Origin of the sequence: Bacillus sp. FSL W7-1034 (assembly GCF_038593365.1) — a bacterium.
GTDB classification, from domain to species: Bacteria; Bacillota; Bacilli; order Bacillales; family Bacillaceae; genus Bacillus; species Bacillus altitudinis.
Genome location: NZ_CP151989.1, coordinates 1,934,124 through 1,951,110, shown reverse-complemented (window position 1 = coordinate 1,951,110; position 16,987 = coordinate 1,934,124). Strand labels below are relative to the sequence as shown.

The following is a 16,987-nucleotide window of genomic DNA, read 5'->3' as shown; positions in this document are numbered from 1 at the left end:
ATGTCTCCAAGAATGGGTATCACACAAGAAAAAATTGTTGAATCTGCCATCGAATTTGTCGATGAAGAGGGCTTTTCCGCTTTGACTATTGCTACATTGTCCAAACGGCTTAACATCAGACCACCATCTCTTTACAACCATATATCTGGTCTTCATGAAATACAGGCAGCTCTTGCTGTCAAGGGGCTGACAATGCTTTGTGAGGCCGGCAAACAAGTAACAGCGGGGCTGGAAAAAGAAGACGCTGTTTTAGCATTTGCAAGACAATATGTTCAATTTGTTCGTCAGCATCCCGGTCTTTATGAGGCTGCTTTTTCACATATGAATGAAAAAGAAGTCAGTGTGGCTGCAGAGAATCTTGCTGATTTTGTCCAATCCATCATGTCTCGTTTTGGTGTAAAAGAAGAGGACATGACGCATGTCGTGAGAGGGCTCAGAAGCTTACTGCACGGTTTTGGAGATATTTCAAACAAAAAAGGATTTCAACGGAAAGAACAGCTTGAAGATAGTGTGAGCTATGCGGTCCGTCTTTATATTGCAGGCATCAAAGAGCAAGAAGATCTGTCTCATTGACAGGTCTTTTTTATGTATCGAACCGATATGATGAAGGAGATGTAAACAAATCAAAACATTTTTTGGGCAAAAAACCAATAAAGATTTGACAGTTTTGTGAAACATGGTATGCTTATTATGTGAAATAATTCACATAGAGGAGTAGAGGCAGATGAAAAGAAAGCCTGTTTATGTGGAAACAACCATTCAAGCACCTATTGAAAAAGTATGGGAGTATACGCAAAATCCAAAGCTTCATGAACAATGGGATTTGCGATTTTCGACCATTTCATTAAATGGACCTAGTGATGAACAGCCCCAATCCTTTTTGTATGAGAAACACCTTGGATTCGGCATTAGTGTAACTGGGACAGGAGCGTATCGAACGAGCGTGAAGGATGAGCGTCATGAAAGAGCATCCTCACTTCAATTTAAATCATCACACCCTTTGTCTTTCATCAAAGAAGGCGGAGGGTATTGGAAATACATGAAAACGAATGATCACATTGTGTTTCAAACGCAATTTGATTATGAAACAAAGGAAGGAAAAGGGTGGAAATGGGCAGACCGTTTGTTTTTTCGACCAATGATGGGGTTTATGACTGCCTTTAGCTTTGGCGCATTAAAGACGTGGCTTGAAAAGGGCACGCATCCCCGGTTGCTGCTAGAGAGAACACTTGCCCATTATGGCATTTGTTTGTTGTTTGCTATCGTCTGGTTATGTCAAGCGATCATTCCTTTTTCACCTTCTGCATTTGAACATAGCACCGGATTTCGATTGTTTTATGCGCTATTAGGTGTATCATGGCTCATGCCTAAACTGCCAAAGAAATATATATTCATCCTTCAAAGCATCTTTCTGTTGCTGATGCTTGGTATAGGGATTTTATCGCCAGAAACGACTCTGCACGAGCCGCTGGTGCTGAGTGCATTTTTGATTTTATCTGTTGCAGGAATGATCAACTTAAAAGATTGTGTAGATGTGTTTTCGATCAAACGAAAAAGGGGAGGTAGACATGGTCGTTCATCATCATCAAGTAAAGGACTACGATAAGCTGCATCCAACATTAAAAGAACGTTATAACCGCGCGTTTACGGCCGAAGGCATCATGGAGGAAATAGGAGGCGGGACAAAGCTCATCCGATTGTTATTCAAAATCGGCCCATTGTTTCGCTGTTTTTTTCCTGAAAGAGGGCGAAATATTCCCTTCCAAATTGTGAACAAGCCTTTTACGACAAGTAAGGGAGAAGAAGGGATGCACTGGTTTCGAACGTTCTATTTTCCTGACAAGGAAAGACATTTTGATGCAGATATGATCATTGATCAGAAGAGCCATCAAGTACTGGACTACTTTGGAAAACCTAGGCTTCTTGTGTCAGAGCTTCATTTTACAGTCACGGAAAAAGGGTTCTTGCACATTCAATCAGGTAAGCAAAAGTTTTTGCTGTTTGGGCGGGAGTGGCCGCTCCCTTCTTGGCTTTATGGTGAATCTGATGTAACAGAAGGGTACGATGAGCGTGCAGGTGAGTATACGATTGATGTTCAAGTGAAAAATCGCCTTTTTGGCACTCTTTTTACTTATAAGGGCCGGTTTACGGAAAGGGTGTCACCTTATGAATAAATGGCATTTGATGTGTAGCATCGTGTTGATGTCCTGCTTTCTCTTTACACGTTTGACGACAGCTCCCATACCAGAATTTTTTGTTTTGATTGCGATTTTATTTTTTCTTCCCGCTTTCTTACACTTTTTTTATCAGGAAGAGAAGAAACCGCAGCAGAAGGGGCTGATCGGTTTCATAATGAAAGCCTTTCCAGTAGCAGCTCTATGTGCAACAGGCGCATTCATCTATCATTCTCTTTGGCTTGCATTGGGATGGCTTTTCTTTACAATGATTCTGGCTTTATTTGGTTTCACCCGTTTGCTGAAAAGAGGGGCTCATCCGCTTCATGAGCTGATGATCGATGGCGCATGTATGTATATCGCTCTAGGTGGGCTTTGGTTCTGGCTGTACATAGCAGATATACAAGTGATGACATTTTCACCGATGATTGTTCTTTTGACAGCTATTCATTTTCATTATTCGGCTTTTTTTATCCCAATCTTTTATGGCTTATTAGGAAGGCAGCTGAAAAAAGAGACGACGCTATACAAAGTGGGTGGCTGGGTTATTTTACTGTCGCCAGTGATGATAGCTGTTGGAATCAGCTATTCTCGCCTGTTTGATACGTTCAGCGTCGTTCTTTATGTGATAGCACTTTATTTGTATGGAATTTTGTGTATGAAAACTTCTTTTCGTTCAACTGTCGCAAAAGGGTTCGTTGTGTTTTCTAGCATTATGTTAATGGGAACGATCGTCCTATCATTCCTTTATTCTGCCGGAATGCTTTTACATGTTACCTACATCAGCATGGATCAAATGATTTGGTTTCATGGCAGTATCAATGCAAGTTTGGTTATTTTACCAGGCCTCATTGGATGGTTGATTGAAAGACCAGCTGATCGATTGAAACAGAAGGATTTTCCGGTATCGAGAGTTCACGGTCGTTTTCAGATCATGTCTTTTCAACATGACGACATGCAGCATGATGAGAAGATTGGTTTAGTCGATTCTCTTGACCAATTAAATGGAAAGGCATTTTCAGCAGAGAGTGTGTCACCTGTTATTCGCAGATTTTATGAGGACCCGATGTCCTTTAAGTTAAAAGCAGCCGTCTGTTTTCATTGGTGGGTAAGGCCGTTTGTCTTTTTGCTTCAACCTGTTTTTAGACAAATAGGACAGCTCTATTTAGGGTCATCACGAATGCCATATGAAATGCCGGGGAGTCTTTCAAGATTTCAACATCCTCTTGAAGAAAGGAAGAATGTACGTGTGTGGATCAGGCGCAATGAGAAAGGCGAGCAAGTCTTTTATGCGCTCTATGCTCAGCACCATGATGAAGAGACAGTCTATATGAATATTGCTTTGCCGCTTCCTTTTTCACAGCTTACGGCTATTTTAAAACCTTTGAATGAAAAGGAAGATTTTCTATTAAAAAGTAAAAGTCCAAAAGGCAGTACGGGTGATGAAGGATTGTATTTGCATACGTCTTTCATCACCATGAAACTGCCAATGGAAGAAAGCTTTCATATGAAACCGGAGACGGAAAAAAGTCTCACAGCAATTCATCAAATGAAGCTATTCGGTATTCCTTTTTTAACGATTCAGTATCAAATCGACAGTGAAAGCCACTCATCTTAATCAATGATGTCACATGGTTCACCGTGACGAATGATGTTCACAATCGCTTGCCCATCACTCGGATGATGATCTGCATACTGTACTGGCAGTAAAGCAAAAAATACATAGTAGACTGAGAAGTAAGCAAATTGATAGAAAAATTGATGTTCTGGCAGGAAATCGTTGGCGATCATTGTGTTCAATATGAGAACACTGAGCAGGTTGCATAATGATCCGCCTAAGTAGACAAGAATGTGTGAGAAACGGTTATTTCTCCTCATTTCTTCATAGTGGCAAAATGCATCTAGAAAATAGATTCTTCTAATTTCAACGACGCCTATTTTCAATACTTTTTTGCCTCTGCCAAGCGCAAACGAAACCTTTGCTCCAAACAGCCAGGCGACTACAATGTGACCCAGCTGATGCAAGATGGCAACGATAGGAAGAATGACGAAAAACGACCAGCAAAACGTCCACATATCTGATAATGTAAACAAGTGTTAACCCTCCCCGAAATATTCGAGAGGAAGCAGTAGGATTATTTGCCATTTTACCGAATTCATTTTCATGATGCAAACATTTAATAGACTACTATAAAATTATTATGTAAACTAAAAAGAATTTTCAATGAATAGGCTTTTTAACCCTTTCTTTTAGAAGAGTAGGGTGTGCTACAATAAAGAAATTAGTGGAAGACAAGTGGTCATCCAGCAGAAGAAAAATGTGACCTTTTTTATGAAAGATTGAAAGGGAGAGAGATTCTAATGGCAGATATTGAACAGTTTTTAGCGTTAGACATTCGCGTTGGGACGATAGTAGAAGCAGAATTTTTTGCAGAAGCAAGAGTGCCTGCTTTCAAGCTGAAGATTGACTTTGGGGATGAGATTGGCATAAAACAATCTAGTGCACAGCTGACAAAACGTTATCAGGCTGAGAATCTCACTGGGAAACAAATTATTGCAGTGGTCAATTTCCCGCCAAGAAGAATTGCCGGGTTTAAATCAGAGGTGCTTGTCTTAGGAGGCATGCCGTCAAAAGAAGACGTTGTCCTGCTTGCCACCGATGAGCCGGTTGAAAATGGCACCAAAATAGGGTAAGAAAAAAGACATCTTCATCAGAAGATGTCTTTTGCGTATTGAGGCGGAATAACCACACGCCACATTCGTGTGTGTCTCAAAGAGACGTGTTACCCGACTTACACAATTCAGCTCATCGCTTGATTAATATAGCATGGGATTGGTATGAATGCAACCATTATTTGAGTTCTCTTTGTTTTTGGAAGAAAAAAAGAAGGTTCATATCCTCATATCATAGAAAAAATGACAAGAAATCAATTATTTGGATTATTTTTTCAAAAAATATTGAAAAGTCAGATCATATTTTATAAAATGAATTCATCTTAGTTTGTTTAATCGATAAACTAAGATGTCGATCATCTATTGATCTATTGTGTAAAGCGAATGATTTGCTGCTATGTGGGCTAAGCTGAAAGAAAGAGATGTTCAGCTTCATTTTTACAACGAATTGAAAGCGCTTTATTTTCGACCTATTGATTGCTGCTGCCCTGCACCATCTGTCCGTTAGAAGAGGCTAAGTGAAGAAGGGAGAAAACTCATGGTGAGTGAGAATTTAAAGAAGATTCGTATGTCTGAAAAAGTGGGGTATGCTTCAGGAGATTTCGCATGTAATTTAATTTATGCAACTGTCTCTACGTATCTATTATTTTTTTATACGGATGTCTATGGATTATCAGCAGCAGCAGCAGGGACAATGTTTTTGGTGGTTCGGGCCATCGATGCGCTTGCAGATCCGTTTATTGGGGCGATGGTTGACCGAACGAACAGCCGTTTTGGCCGGTTTAGACCTTATTTGTTATTTGGTGCGTTACCTTTTGCCGTTCTTGCCATTCTTTGTTTTACGACACCGGATTTTTCCGAAATGGGAAAACTCATTTATGCGTACATCACGTATGTTGGTTTATCGCTTACATACACGTTCATCAATGTTCCTTATGGTGCTTTAACTTCCGCAATGACAAGAAATAACCAAGAGGTCGTCAGTATTACGTCTGTTCGTATGCTTTTTGCAAATCTCGGTGGTTTAGTTGTTGCTTTTTTTGTTCCGTTTCTTGCGACGTTTTTGAGTGATACAACAGGAAATACAGCACTTGGCTGGCAGATCACGATGGCATTTCTCGGTGTACTTGGGGGCGGATTATTGATTTTCTGTTTTAAAAGTACGAATGAGCGCGTCACGCTTCAAAAGCCAGAGGAAAAGATCAAGTTCAGTGATCTCTTTGTCCAGTTACGAGTGAATCGTCCGCTTGTTGTGCTAAGCATTTTCTTTATCATTATCTTTGGTGTGAACTCGATCAGCAACTCAGTCGGTATCTATTATGTGACGTATAACCTCGGCAGAGAAGATTTAGTGAAGTGGTACGGCCTGATTGGCAGTCTGCCAGCTTTAATGGTGTTGCCGTTTATTCCTAAGCTGCACAAGTTGTTAGGAAAGAAAAAGCTGCTGAATTATTCATTATTGCTGAATATTGTTGGCCTTCTTGCATTACTTGTGATCCCGCCGAGTCAAATCACTTTAATACTTGTTTTCAGGCTCGTTGCGGCTGCAGGGAGTATTACAGCAGGTGCTTACATGTGGGCACTCATTCCTGAAACCGTTGAATATGGTGAATATAAAACAGGGAAAAGAATGGGTGGACTGATCTACGCAGTGATTGGCTTCTTCTTTAAATTTGGGATGGCCTTAGGCGGCATCGTTCCAGGGCTTGTCCTTGACCGATTTGGTTATATTGCAAATCAAGTGCAAACACCAGAAGCTTTACTGGGCATTTTAATCACGACAACGGTGATTCCTGTATGCTTACTAATTTTAGCGATGGTTGATATTAATTTTTATAACCTAGATGAAGAAAAACATAAAAAAGTCGTACGAGAGCTTGAGAATAGAGACAAGGTGTATATCGATCATATGGACGACTTTAAAATGTAGTTCTCTGAAAGAGGAGGAAGTTCAATTGAAGATTACTAATCCAGTGCTCAAAGGGTTTAACCCTGACCCAAGTATTTGCCGTGCGGGAGAGGACTATTACATGGCGGTTTCTACATTTGAATGGTTCCCGGGGGTGCAAATTTATCACTCGAAGGATCTCGTCCACTGGCGGCTCGCCGCGCGTCCCTTGCAAAAAACTTCTCAACTCGATATGAAAGGAAATCCTGATTCCGGCGGGGTTTGGGCGCCGTGTTTAAGTTATGCGGATGGTCAGTTTTGGCTCATTTATTCAGATATTAAAGTAGTAGATGGTCCGTTTAAGGATGGTCATAATTATTTGGTCACAGCTGACGAAGTAGATGGCGAGTGGAGCGATCCGGTTCGGCTCAATAGTTCTGGGTTTGATCCTTCCTTGTTCCATGATCCAAGCGGAAAGAAATACGTGTTGAATATGCTGTGGGACCATCGAGAAAAACATCACTCCTTTGCAGGTATAGCCTTGCAGGAATATAGTGTATCTGAAAAAAAACTGGTCGGTGAGCGGAAGGTCATTTTTAAAGGCACGCCAATCAAACTGACAGAAGCCCCGCATCTTTATTACATCAATGATGTCTATTATTTATTAACAGCTGAAGGGGGAACACGTTACGAACATGCAGCCACAATCGCCCGTTCCTCGCGTATTGATGGGCCGTACGAGGTTCATCCTGACAACCCAATTTTAACGGCTTTTCACGCGCCTAGCCATCCACTACAAAAATGCGGGCATGCTTCCATTGTACAAACGCATACAAATGAATGGTATATGGCTCATCTGACTGGCCGCCCAATTCATTCAAGGAAGGAATCCATTTTTCAGCAAAGAGGCTGGTGCCCTTTAGGAAGAGAGACAGCCATACAAAAGCTTGAATGGAAAGATGGCTGGCCGTATGTGGTAGGCGGAAAAGAGGGGCTCCTAGAGGTTGAAGCGCCTGCGATGAGCGTAAAAGAGTTCTCTCCAACCTATCACATAGTCGATGAATTTAAAGATTCATCGTTAAATAGACATTTTCAAACATTAAGAATCCCATTTACGGATCAGATTGGTTCAGTGACGGAAAATCCTCATCATTTAAGGCTGTATGGGCAGGAATCTTTAACGTCTAAATTTACCCAAGCGTTTGTTGCGAGGCGCTGGCAAAGCTTTTATTTTGAAGCAGAGACAGCGGTTTCCTTCTTTCCGAAAAACTTTCAGCAAGCGGCAGGTCTTGTGAATTATTATAATACGGAAAATTGGACTGCACTTCAGGTGACTTATGACGAGGCGCTTGGCCGTATCCTTGAGTTATCTGTGTGTGAAAATCTGGCCTTTTCTCAGCCGCTAATTAAAAAAATCATCATCCCAGACGAGATTCCGTATGTGTATTTAAAAGTGACCGTTCAGAGAGAGACGTACACGTATTCTTATTCTTTTGATCAACAAGAGTGGAAAAAAATAGATATACCGCTTGAATCGACTCATTTATCAGATGATTTTATTCGAGGAGGGGGGTTCTTTACAGGGGCTTTTGTCGGAATGCAGTGCCAAGACACAAGCGGCGAACGTCTGCCTGCCGATTTTAAGTATTTTCGATACGAAGAAACAACTGAATAAAAAAAGACAACACTCTAAAGGCTGTCTCTCTTTAACATGTATTCCATTATGGTGAAGGCGTGACATCACGCAAAAAAGCTTCAGTGACAAGAGATGTCATCCCTAAGGCTGGTGCGTTTTGTCCTAATGACGAAGGAAGCAGCTCCACCCGTGAGCTGAATTGTGCATCCATTCTAGAGGATACTTCATCTTGAATGACACTCAGAACGGCCTGCTCAGATTCAATGACCTTGTTTCGTAAAATAACGGCTTGTGGGTTGAAGGTATGCAGAACGTTTGTGAGACCTACCCCAATGTAAAAGCCAAAGTTACGCAAGGCATTGAGTGTCTTCATATCATTTAACTTCGCCAGCCGCTCAATATCTTGATAGGTGAATGGCTGACCATCTGTTTGGAGCGATTGGAACAGTGCCTTCTCAGATGCATACAGTTCCCAGCAACCACGATTTCCGCAGCTACATGTCGGTCCATTAAAGTCGATCGTCATATGTCCCATTTCACCAGAAAAACCGTTTGTGCCTCTATATAAATGATGATTGATAATGATGCCTATTCCAATACCAGTGCCGATACTTGCATAGATCAGATGGTCATAATGTTTAGCAGCACCGAAGATTTTTTCACCGTACGCACCGGCATTTGCTTCATTCTCGATAAAAACCGGTACTTGGAATGTGTCTTGGAGACTTGTTTTCAGATCGACATTTTTCCATTTTGAATGAGGCGTAAACACAATTTGTTCATCTGCATCGACCAGACCTGGTATACAAATCCCTATACCAATCAGCCCGTATGGAGAAGAAGGAATGTGTGAACGTAACTGCTGAATCAATTCAATTAATATTCGGACGGTCACATCAGGTGTGCTGGATGGGAGCTTAAGCTGCTCATCATGAATAATCGACCCTTCAAGGTCTGTTAAAATGCCGTTGACATAATCAACACCGACATCAATGCCGATAGAGTAACCTGCACGTTTATTAAACATGAGGAGCACGGGTCTTCTTCCGCCGCTAGATTCGCCTTGACCGATTTCATAAACAAGATGTTCTTTCATTAATGTACTCACTTGAGAAGAAACGGTCGATTTATTTAACCCAGTGCGTTCAGATAATTTTGCTCTGGAAATTGGTGCATGGTGCAGAATTTCGTTTAGCAATAGCTTTTGATTTATTTTTTTCACAAAGTTCTGATCCGCAATATCCATTGTATCCACTCCATTTGTTTCGTCTTTAGATTAAGTGAAGAAAAGCCACTTTTTATCGTGTTCATTCTCTATAAAACATGCTTTTCATTTTATTATAACGAAAATATTTCTAAAAAACTAAAAAATATGGAAAATTCAAAGAGATTAGTTGGTAAACTCGTTCGTTCGTTTGTTGAATCAACTTACTAAGTGAATATATAGGGGGAATCACTTATGGTCAAATCAAATATGACTTCGTTAAGTAGTTTACAGGGGATTGGCAACATTCAATATGAAGGAAAACATTCAAAGAACCCATTCGCATTTAAATATTATAATCCGAGCGAAATGATTGGCGGAAAGACAATGAAAGAACACCTGCGATTTTCCGTCGCTTATTGGCATACACTGACTGCTGATGGAACAGACATGTTTGGAACTGGCACGATGAAAAGAGCTTGGGATTCTTATAGTGGAATGGATTTGGCGAAAGCTAGATTGGAAGTGGCTTTTCAGCTCTTTGATCTATTGGATGTTCCGTATTTTTCATTCCATGACCGTGATATTGCACCAGAGGGCGACACGCTCCAAGAGACCAATCAGCAGTTAGACATCATCATAGAAAGAATGAAAGATTACATGCAGCAAAGCGGGGTTCGGCTTCTATGGAACACGGCTAATATGTTTAAGCATCCAAGATTTGTTCACGGTGCAGCGACATCCTGTCATGCAGATGTATTTGCCTATGCAGCCGCACAAGTGAAAAAGGGCATCGAAACAGCAAAGGAACTCGGCGCAGAAAATTATGTTTTCTGGGGAGGACGAGAAGGTTACGACACACTACTGAATACAGATATGAAAAGAGAGCTTGACCATTTGGCGACCTTTTTGCATATGGCGGTGGATTATGCAAAAGAAATTGGATTTACAGGTCAATTTTTAATTGAACCAAAGCCGAAGGAACCGACAACTCATCAATATGATACGGATGCAGCGACATCAATCGCCTTTTTAAAACAATATGGATTGGATACACACTTTAAATTAAATATCGAGGCCAATCATGCGACATTAGCGGGTCATACGTTTGAGCATGAGCTGCGTGTAGCAAGAATTCATGGACTGCTCGGTTCCGTTGATGCCAACCAAGGAAACTCCCTTCTAGGCTGGGACACAGATGAATTCCCAACGGATTTATATGCCACAACACTCGCCATGTATGAAATTTTGCAAAATGGCGGACTTGGAACAGGCGGTCTCAATTTTGATGCAAAAGTCAGAAGAGCCTCCTTTGAACTGGAAGATCTTCTGTATGCCCATATTGCGGGGATGGATGCATTCGCAAAAGGGCTGCGGGTGGCTCATAGACTCATAGAAGACAGTGTGTTTGAAGATGTGATCAAGCACCGGTACCGTAGTTTTTCTGAAGGAATTGGGCGGGAGATTTCAGAAGGAACGGCAAACTTTCATACATTAGAAGAATATGCACTGAAACATCCGCTCATCAGAAACGAATCTGGCAGAGAGGAACAGCTGAAAGCCAGATTGAATCAATATTTGTTAGAAGATTAATGGAGCGGGCTGATGTTTTGAAGGAGTGAACACATGAAGTATGTGATGGGAATTGATCTTGGAACGAGCGGAGTCAAAGTGATATTAGTAGATGAGAGCGGGAAGGTATGCTGCGAGACGACTAAATCTTACCGCCTCATTCAAAGCAAACCAGGTTATTGTGAGCAAAATCCTGAAGACTGGGTAGAGCAGACGATGGCCGCGATGACAGAACTTATGGAGAGAAGGCCTGTTCAGTCAATGCAGGTAGAAGGCATCAGTTTTTCTGGACAAATGCACGGACTTGTTTTATTGGATGAATCCCTTCAGGTGCTCAGGCCTGCCATCTTGTGGAATGACACAAGAACAACATCGCAATGCGGGCGCATGACAGAAAAGCTAGGAGGCAGGCTGCAAGCGATCACAAAAAACCAGGCGTTAGAAGGGTTTACACTGCCAAAGTTGTTATGGGTAAAGGAACATGAACCAGAAATTGATCAACGAATCCATTTGTTTTTACTTCCAAAAGATTATGTCAGATATCGATTAACCGGCGCTATTCATATGGACTATTCTGATGCGGCTGGTACGTTACTGTTGGATATTGGAGAACAAACATGGAGTGAGGAGATTTGTCAAACCTTTGATATTCCGATTCGTATTTGCCCGCCGCTCGTTTCATCGGAGGCGGAGGTTGGAACACTTTTGCCGCAGATCGCAAAGGAAACCGGGATGACAGAAGAGGCGAAGGTTTTTGCGGGTGGCGCGGATAATGCTTGCGGTGCCATTGGTGCCGGCATTTTATCATCAGGTCACACACTATGCAGCATTGGCACATCAGGTGTCATTCTTTCCTATGAAGAAAATCATAACAGAGAGCTGAATGGAAACTTGCATTTATTCCATCATGCAAAAAAAGACGCTTTTTATACAATGGGAGTCACTTTATCAGCAGGTTATAGCCTCGATTGGATTAAATCTTTACTTGCTCCAAATGATTCGTTTAAAGCCCTTTTAGCCGGAGCAAAGGATATAGCGCCTGGCGCAAATGGATTGCTGTTTACGCCATATTTAGTTGGGGAAAGAACGCCTCATGCAGATTCAGTCATTCGTGGAAGCTTCATTGGATTAGACAGCCGGCATGAAAAAGCGCATATGGTTAGAGCTGTGCTCGAAGGAATCACTTTTTCATTAAATGAATCGATCGCTTTATTCAGGCAGGCCGGAAAAAGAATCGATGCTATTGTGTCCATTGGTGGAGGTGCGAGAAGTCATACATGGCTTCAAATGCAGGCAGACATTTTTCAAGCTAAGGTGATTCAGCTTGAAAATGAGCAAGGGCCTGCGTTAGGTGCAGCGATGCTTGCAGCAGTTGGATGCGGCTGGTACCAGTCACTTGAGGCGTGCGCGGATCAGTTTATCCAACAAGCAGCCGTATTTACACCAAATCAACAGCATGTCGATGTATATGATCATCTCTTTCGTTTGTATCAAAGCATTTATACAAACACAAGAGACATTCATGCGGGGCTAGCACAGTATCGATAATCTAGTAGTGAGTGGGGGCATGAAAGGAGGTGATGAATTCGTTTCATCTTAGAGATGACAGAATCAAAAGGATGAAAAAGGAGAGGAATGGAAGATGAATTTGAGAAAATTAAGACTGTTGTTTGTGATGTGTATTGGACTGACGCTTATACTGACGGCTGTACCGGCCCATGCGAGAACCATTACGAATAATGAAATGGGTAACCATAGCGGGTACGATTATGAATTATGGAAGGATTATGGAAACACCTCGATGACACTCAATAACGGCGGGGCATTTAGTGCAGGCTGGAACAATATCGGAAATGCTTTATTTAGAAAAGGGAAAAAGTTTGATTCCACTAGAACTCACCATCAGCTTGGCAACATCTCCATCAATTACAACGCAAGTTTTAACCCAGGCGGGAATTCCTATCTATGTGTCTATGGCTGGACACAATCTCCATTAGCAGAATACTACATTGTTGATTCATGGGGCACGTATCGTCCAACAGGAGCGTATAAAGGATCATTTTATGCTGATGGAGGCACATATGACATTTATGAAACAACCCGTGTCAATCAGCCTTCCATTATCGGGATTGCGACCTTCAAGCAATATTGGAGTGTACGTCAAACGAAACGTACAAGCGGAACGGTCTCCGTCAGTGCGCATTTTAGAAAATGGGAAAGCTTAGGGATGCCAATGGGGAAAATGTATGAAACGGCATTTACTGTAGAAGGCTACCAAAGCAGCGGAAGTGCAAATGTGATGACCAATCAGCTGTTTATTGGCAACTAAAAAAGTCAAAGAAAAGAGCCGGGAGCAAAACGCCTGGCTCTTTCTATCATAATTTTTCAACTTCGACTCTGCCGGAAAAGAACGTCGCACCACCGCCCATATCTGCCAAACGATCAGGTGTGAGGCCATTCACCAAATGTTTTTTGCCTTTTTGGTCTGCCCATAATCCCTGGCTGACAACAACGCCAGATAACACATTTTGTCCGACTGACACGATGAGCTCGCATTCTCCTCGATCATTCAGCACACGAACCATGTCCCCATCTTCAATCTGTCTTTCTTTTGCATCTTGTTCATTCATATGAAGCTTCGGAAATTTCTCAAGCTTTTGATGCTTCTCATGAAGAGAGAAGGTGGAATTAAGAAAATTATGGTTTGGTCCCGGTATAAACGTCAGTGGATAATCACTTTCCTTGAATAAAGGTACATAGGTTGGGAGGGCTGGATATCCATCTTTTTTCATTTGTTCAGAGTAAAGCTCAATTTTCCCGCTTGGGGTAGGGAGCTTTAAATCTTCGAAAGGCCCTCGTTTTGCTTTGATCCACTTTTTCTCTTTTAACGCTTGATATGAAATGTTTTCATAGTGCGGATTTTCAGGATGATGAAGAGCTTGTTCCATTAGTTCCGCATCTGTGTCTTTAAAGGCTTCATCTTCAAAGCCCATCGCATGAGCCAAAAGACGAAACACTTCTGTGTTTGATTTGCTTTCTCCATAACGTTCTATAACAGGTTCTTGAATTTGAATGTAATGATGCCAGTAAGAAGTATAAAAATCCTCATTTTCAAAGGCAGAGGTCGCTGGCAGAACAATATCCGCATAAGAGGCTGTCTCTGTCATGAACAAGTCATGGACAACCGTAAATAAGTCTTCCCGCATCAAACCGTCTCTTACTTTATTTGCTTCAGGTGTCACAACAGCCGGGTTGCAAGAGTAGACAAAAAGAGAATCAATAGAAGGTTCTGCGTTCGTTAGCACGCTGCCCAGCTGATTCATATTAAATGTTCTAGGTTTGCGTTCCTTTAATAATTCCGGCCGCTGAAGAGCGATTTCATTATAACTAAGAAAAGAAGAGTTCGATTTCATCGCACCGCCGCCTTTGTGCAGCCATTGACCGGTGAGGGCAGGGAGGCAGGAGATGGTTCGAATACTCATACCGCCATTATCGTGATGCTGTAGCCCATTGCCAATACGAATGAGAGACGGCGATGTCTCTGCGTACATTCTCGCAAGTGTGATGATGTCTTCTTTCGGGACACCCGTGATTTGTTCAACCGTTTCTGGATCGTACTGCTTCACATGCTCGCGAAGTTCATTGTGACCGACCGTGTAAGCCTCTAAAAATGACGTATCTGTGAGGTCTTCTTTAAAAAGGACATGCATGATCCCAAGAGCTAGCGCACTGTCAGTGCCAGGGCGAAGCGGAATGAACCAATCTGCCATCCGGCCCGTTTGGTTTTTGTGCACATCAATGACGACAATTTTAGCCCCTTGCTTTCGAGCTTTTTGTGCCAACGTGATTTGATGCATATTGGTTGAAACCGCATTGATGCCCCAAAAGATAAATAGTTTCGTATGAATGGTCTCTTCTGGGTCTGTCCCGATGCTTGCGCCCATTGTATATTTATAGCCAGTTGTTCCAGCTGACTGACAAATGGTTCGGTCTAGCTGACTTGAGCCAAGTCGATAGAAAAAGCGGCGGTCCATTCCTTCTGCATTGAGATTTCCCATATTCCCATAGAAGCTGTAAGGCAAAATGCTTTCTGGTCCTTTTTCTTCGATCAGCTTTGTCCATTTTTGACGAATGGTTTCAATCGCTTCTTCCCACGTAATTGGAGCAAACTGCCGGTCACCTTTTTGACCTACACGTTTTAATGGTGTTGTCAGACGTTTTTCATCATATAAACGAGCTGTGACATTCCGCACTTTATTGCAAATGTTTCCTTGAGTGACTGGATGATCTGGATCTCCTTGAACTTTAACGATCTTTCCGTTCTCTTTATGTATTAAAAGACCGCACTGATCAGGGCAATCTAACGAACAAACTGATTTGAATATTCCGTCTTTCATTGCTGTGTAATCGGTCATACGTTTAGCTTCCTTTCCGAATTCCGTGATCACTGTACATATGGATTTTATTTTAGCATGTTCAGACCAGGAAGGTAAGGATAAGCATATGAAAAAAGCCCCTGATGAAAGGGACTTTTAAAAACGGGTGACCTGCACAGGGAATTCTTTGACCCCAAACACAAACGTGCTTTGAATCGGTTTCAGCTGATCTGCCGCACAGGTGATTTCCCGAAACGTACGGAGTAAAATCTCAAGTGCTAGATGAGCCTCAAGCCGGGCGAGAGGGGCACCAAGACAAAAATGGATGCCGAAGCCAAAGCTCAAATGCGGATTTGATTTTCTGTCAAGACGAAACGTATCTGGATCGTCAAACTTCCGTTCATCACGATTCGCAGATGCCACCCAGCTGATAAGATAGTCTCCTTTTTCAATGTGAGAACCGGCAATCTGAACATCCTCTGCTGCAACTCGCCCAATCGCTTGAACAGGCGGATAATAGCGTAGCGTTTCTTCTGTCAATTGAGGAATGAGAGACAGGTCTTGCCGCACTGATTCGGCGATATGCGGCTGCTCTGTTAAAAGTCGTACGGCATTTGTGATTAAATTCGTTGTTGTTTCATTACCAGCAACGAGTAAGAGTATACAAAAGCCAAGCAGTTCATTTTCTGATAAACGCTCACCGTCAATTTCCGCTTGGATGAGAAGGGAGATTAAATCATCGGCTGGCGTTTCTTTTCTTTTTTGGATCAAATGAGCAAAGTACTCTGACAGCTCTTTTTCTGCTTGTTTTTGCATGTCGACAACGGCTTGAACAGCTTCTTTTGAATCATCTTTTGCTCCTGCAACTAGAGCATCTGAATGTTTTTTGATCAGCTCTCTGTCTTTCACTTCTGCACCGAGAAGCTCGGCGATGATCATGACAGGTAGGGGAGCGGCCAGATCTTGCACAATATCGAAGGTCCGTTGATCCTTTACTTGATGTAATAGATCATGGGTCAAGTCTTTGATCTTTTCTTCTATTTGTTTGATCGCTTTTGGCGTGAAGGCTTTATTGACGAGTGCTCTCATTTTGGTATGTTTTGGAGGGTCCATTGTTAAAATACTCGTTTTAGATGTACTTCTTCCTCGCTGTGATGAAAACACTTTTGGCTGCTTCAGAACGGACTGAATATCAGCATATCGAAAGAGATCCCAGCACTTTCTCGTTTCGTCGTATCGAATATCACCCTGCGATCTTAATTCATTGTAGATAGGGAATGGGAAAAGAAGGTCATCTGTAGATCGGATTTCTTTCATTGGGATGACATTGACGTAATTTTCTTTTACTTTCATTATGAACGCTCCTTTTTCACTTGATTTCCCTTTCACGGTATCACCACGAAAAACGCATTTCAACGGACATGTTTTCTAAAATATGTCAATAGTCTAATCGAAAGATTCAAA

Annotated in this window: 14 protein-coding genes; 10 read left to right on the top strand and 4 right to left on the bottom strand. The window is 42.0% G+C overall.

Translation table 11 applies throughout. The features are described from left to right. From NST73_RS09845 to NST73_RS09830, 4 genes are all read left to right on the top strand, one after another. Nucleotides 1-573, top strand: a complete 573-nt coding sequence (locus NST73_RS09845; RefSeq protein ID WP_008346533.1) for a TetR/AcrR family transcriptional regulator — start codon at nucleotides 1-3, stop codon at nucleotides 571-573. A gap of 151 nt (nucleotides 574-724) precedes the next feature. Then, nucleotides 725-1,606: a hypothetical protein gene (locus NST73_RS09840; protein ID WP_058336751.1), complete on the top strand. Its 882-nt coding sequence runs from the start codon at nucleotides 725-727 to the stop codon at nucleotides 1,604-1,606. Further along, on the top strand, nucleotides 1,569-2,174 hold the full coding sequence (locus tag NST73_RS09835; RefSeq protein ID WP_135009153.1) for a DUF4166 domain-containing protein: 606 nt from the start codon (nucleotides 1,569-1,571) through the stop codon (nucleotides 2,172-2,174). The genes NST73_RS09840 and NST73_RS09835 overlap by 38 nt, the downstream gene beginning before the upstream one ends. Continuing rightward, nucleotides 2,167-3,792 (top strand): YndJ family protein, encoded by a 1,626-nt coding sequence (locus NST73_RS09830; RefSeq protein WP_342499080.1) that lies wholly within the window; start codon nucleotides 2,167-2,169, stop codon nucleotides 3,790-3,792. Before NST73_RS09835 ends, NST73_RS09830 begins: the two co-directional genes overlap by 8 nt. Here the strand turns inward: NST73_RS09830 and NST73_RS09825 are convergent. Continuing rightward, nucleotides 3,789-4,268, bottom strand: coding sequence for a hypothetical protein (locus tag NST73_RS09825; protein ID WP_007500681.1), 480 nt, complete (start codon nucleotides 4,266-4,268; stop codon nucleotides 3,789-3,791). The genes NST73_RS09830 and NST73_RS09825 overlap by 4 nt on opposite strands. 267 nt (nucleotides 4,269-4,535) lie before the next feature. On the opposite strand from NST73_RS09825, the gene csaA reads away from it, so the two are divergent. The 3 genes from csaA (at nucleotide 4,536) to NST73_RS09810 (ending at nucleotide 8,410) form a co-directional block, all read left to right on the top strand. Beyond that, nucleotides 4,536-4,868, top strand: a complete 333-nt coding sequence (gene csaA, locus NST73_RS09820) for a chaperone CsaA (protein ID WP_017367427.1) — start codon at nucleotides 4,536-4,538, stop codon at nucleotides 4,866-4,868. A gap of 517 nt (nucleotides 4,869-5,385) precedes the next feature. Next, a complete protein-coding gene (locus NST73_RS09815) occupies nucleotides 5,386-6,777 on the top strand; it encodes an MFS transporter (RefSeq protein ID WP_024718316.1) in 1,392 nt (463 codons plus the stop codon). A gap of 25 nt (nucleotides 6,778-6,802) precedes the next feature. Then, entirely contained in the window at nucleotides 6,803-8,410 is a 1,608-nt protein-coding gene (locus NST73_RS09810) for a glycoside hydrolase family 43 protein (protein ID WP_159145746.1), read from the top strand. A gap of 46 nt (nucleotides 8,411-8,456) precedes the next feature. On the opposite strand, the gene NST73_RS09805 is transcribed toward NST73_RS09810, so the two are convergent. Further along, nucleotides 8,457-9,617, bottom strand: a complete 1,161-nt coding sequence (locus NST73_RS09805; protein WP_035703222.1) for an ROK family transcriptional regulator — start codon at nucleotides 9,615-9,617, stop codon at nucleotides 8,457-8,459. Between the two features lie 213 nt (nucleotides 9,618-9,830). On the opposite strand from NST73_RS09805, the gene xylA reads away from it, so the two are divergent. The 3 genes from xylA (at nucleotide 9,831) to NST73_RS09790 (ending at nucleotide 13,476) form a co-directional block, all read left to right on the top strand. Then, nucleotides 9,831-11,168, top strand: a complete 1,338-nt coding sequence (gene xylA, locus NST73_RS09800; protein WP_342499079.1) for a xylose isomerase — start codon at nucleotides 9,831-9,833, stop codon at nucleotides 11,166-11,168. Between the two features lie 33 nt (nucleotides 11,169-11,201). Then, entirely contained in the window at nucleotides 11,202-12,695 is a 1,494-nt protein-coding gene (gene xylB, locus NST73_RS09795; RefSeq protein WP_342467384.1) for a xylulokinase, read from the top strand. A gap of 94 nt (nucleotides 12,696-12,789) precedes the next feature. Next, entirely contained in the window at nucleotides 12,790-13,476 is a 687-nt protein-coding gene (locus NST73_RS09790; RefSeq protein WP_007500674.1) for a glycoside hydrolase family 11 protein, read from the top strand. Between the two features lie 46 nt (nucleotides 13,477-13,522). On the opposite strand, the gene NST73_RS09785 is transcribed toward NST73_RS09790, so the two are convergent. After that, a complete protein-coding gene (locus NST73_RS09785; RefSeq protein ID WP_342473274.1) occupies nucleotides 13,523-15,562 on the bottom strand; it encodes a molybdopterin oxidoreductase family protein in 2,040 nt (679 codons plus the stop codon). Nucleotides 15,563-15,679: 117 nt separating this feature from the next. Beyond that, complete coding sequence (locus NST73_RS09780) at nucleotides 15,680-16,876, bottom strand: cytochrome P450 (protein ID WP_024718322.1); 1,197 nt, start codon at nucleotides 16,874-16,876, stop codon at nucleotides 15,680-15,682. Nucleotides 16,877-16,987: the final 111 nt, after the last annotated feature.

Coding starts and splice junctions, on each gene's coding strand:
- NST73_RS09845 (WP_008346533.1), top strand. CDS start 1: ATGTCTCCAAGAATGGGTATCACACAAGAAAAAATTGTTGAATCTGCC.
- NST73_RS09840 (WP_058336751.1), top strand. CDS start 725: ATGAAAAGAAAGCCTGTTTATGTGGAAACAACCATTCAAGCACCTATT.
- NST73_RS09835 (WP_135009153.1), top strand. CDS start 1,569: ATGGTCGTTCATCATCATCAAGTAAAGGACTACGATAAGCTGCATCCA.
- NST73_RS09830 (WP_342499080.1), top strand. CDS start 2,167: ATGAATAAATGGCATTTGATGTGTAGCATCGTGTTGATGTCCTGCTTT.
- csaA (WP_017367427.1), top strand. CDS start 4,536: ATGGCAGATATTGAACAGTTTTTAGCGTTAGACATTCGCGTTGGGACG.
- NST73_RS09815 (WP_024718316.1), top strand. CDS start 5,386: ATGGTGAGTGAGAATTTAAAGAAGATTCGTATGTCTGAAAAAGTGGGG.
- NST73_RS09805 (WP_035703222.1), bottom strand. CDS start 9,617: ATGGATATTGCGGATCAGAACTTTGTGAAAAAAATAAATCAAAAGCTA.
- xylA (WP_342499079.1), top strand. CDS start 9,831: ATGGTCAAATCAAATATGACTTCGTTAAGTAGTTTACAGGGGATTGGC.
- xylB (WP_342467384.1), top strand. CDS start 11,202: ATGAAGTATGTGATGGGAATTGATCTTGGAACGAGCGGAGTCAAAGTG.
- NST73_RS09790 (WP_007500674.1), top strand. CDS start 12,790: ATGAATTTGAGAAAATTAAGACTGTTGTTTGTGATGTGTATTGGACTG.
- NST73_RS09785 (WP_342473274.1), bottom strand. CDS start 15,562: ATGACCGATTACACAGCAATGAAAGACGGAATATTCAAATCAGTTTGT.
- NST73_RS09780 (WP_024718322.1), bottom strand. CDS start 16,876: ATGAAAGTAAAAGAAAATTACGTCAATGTCATCCCAATGAAAGAAATC.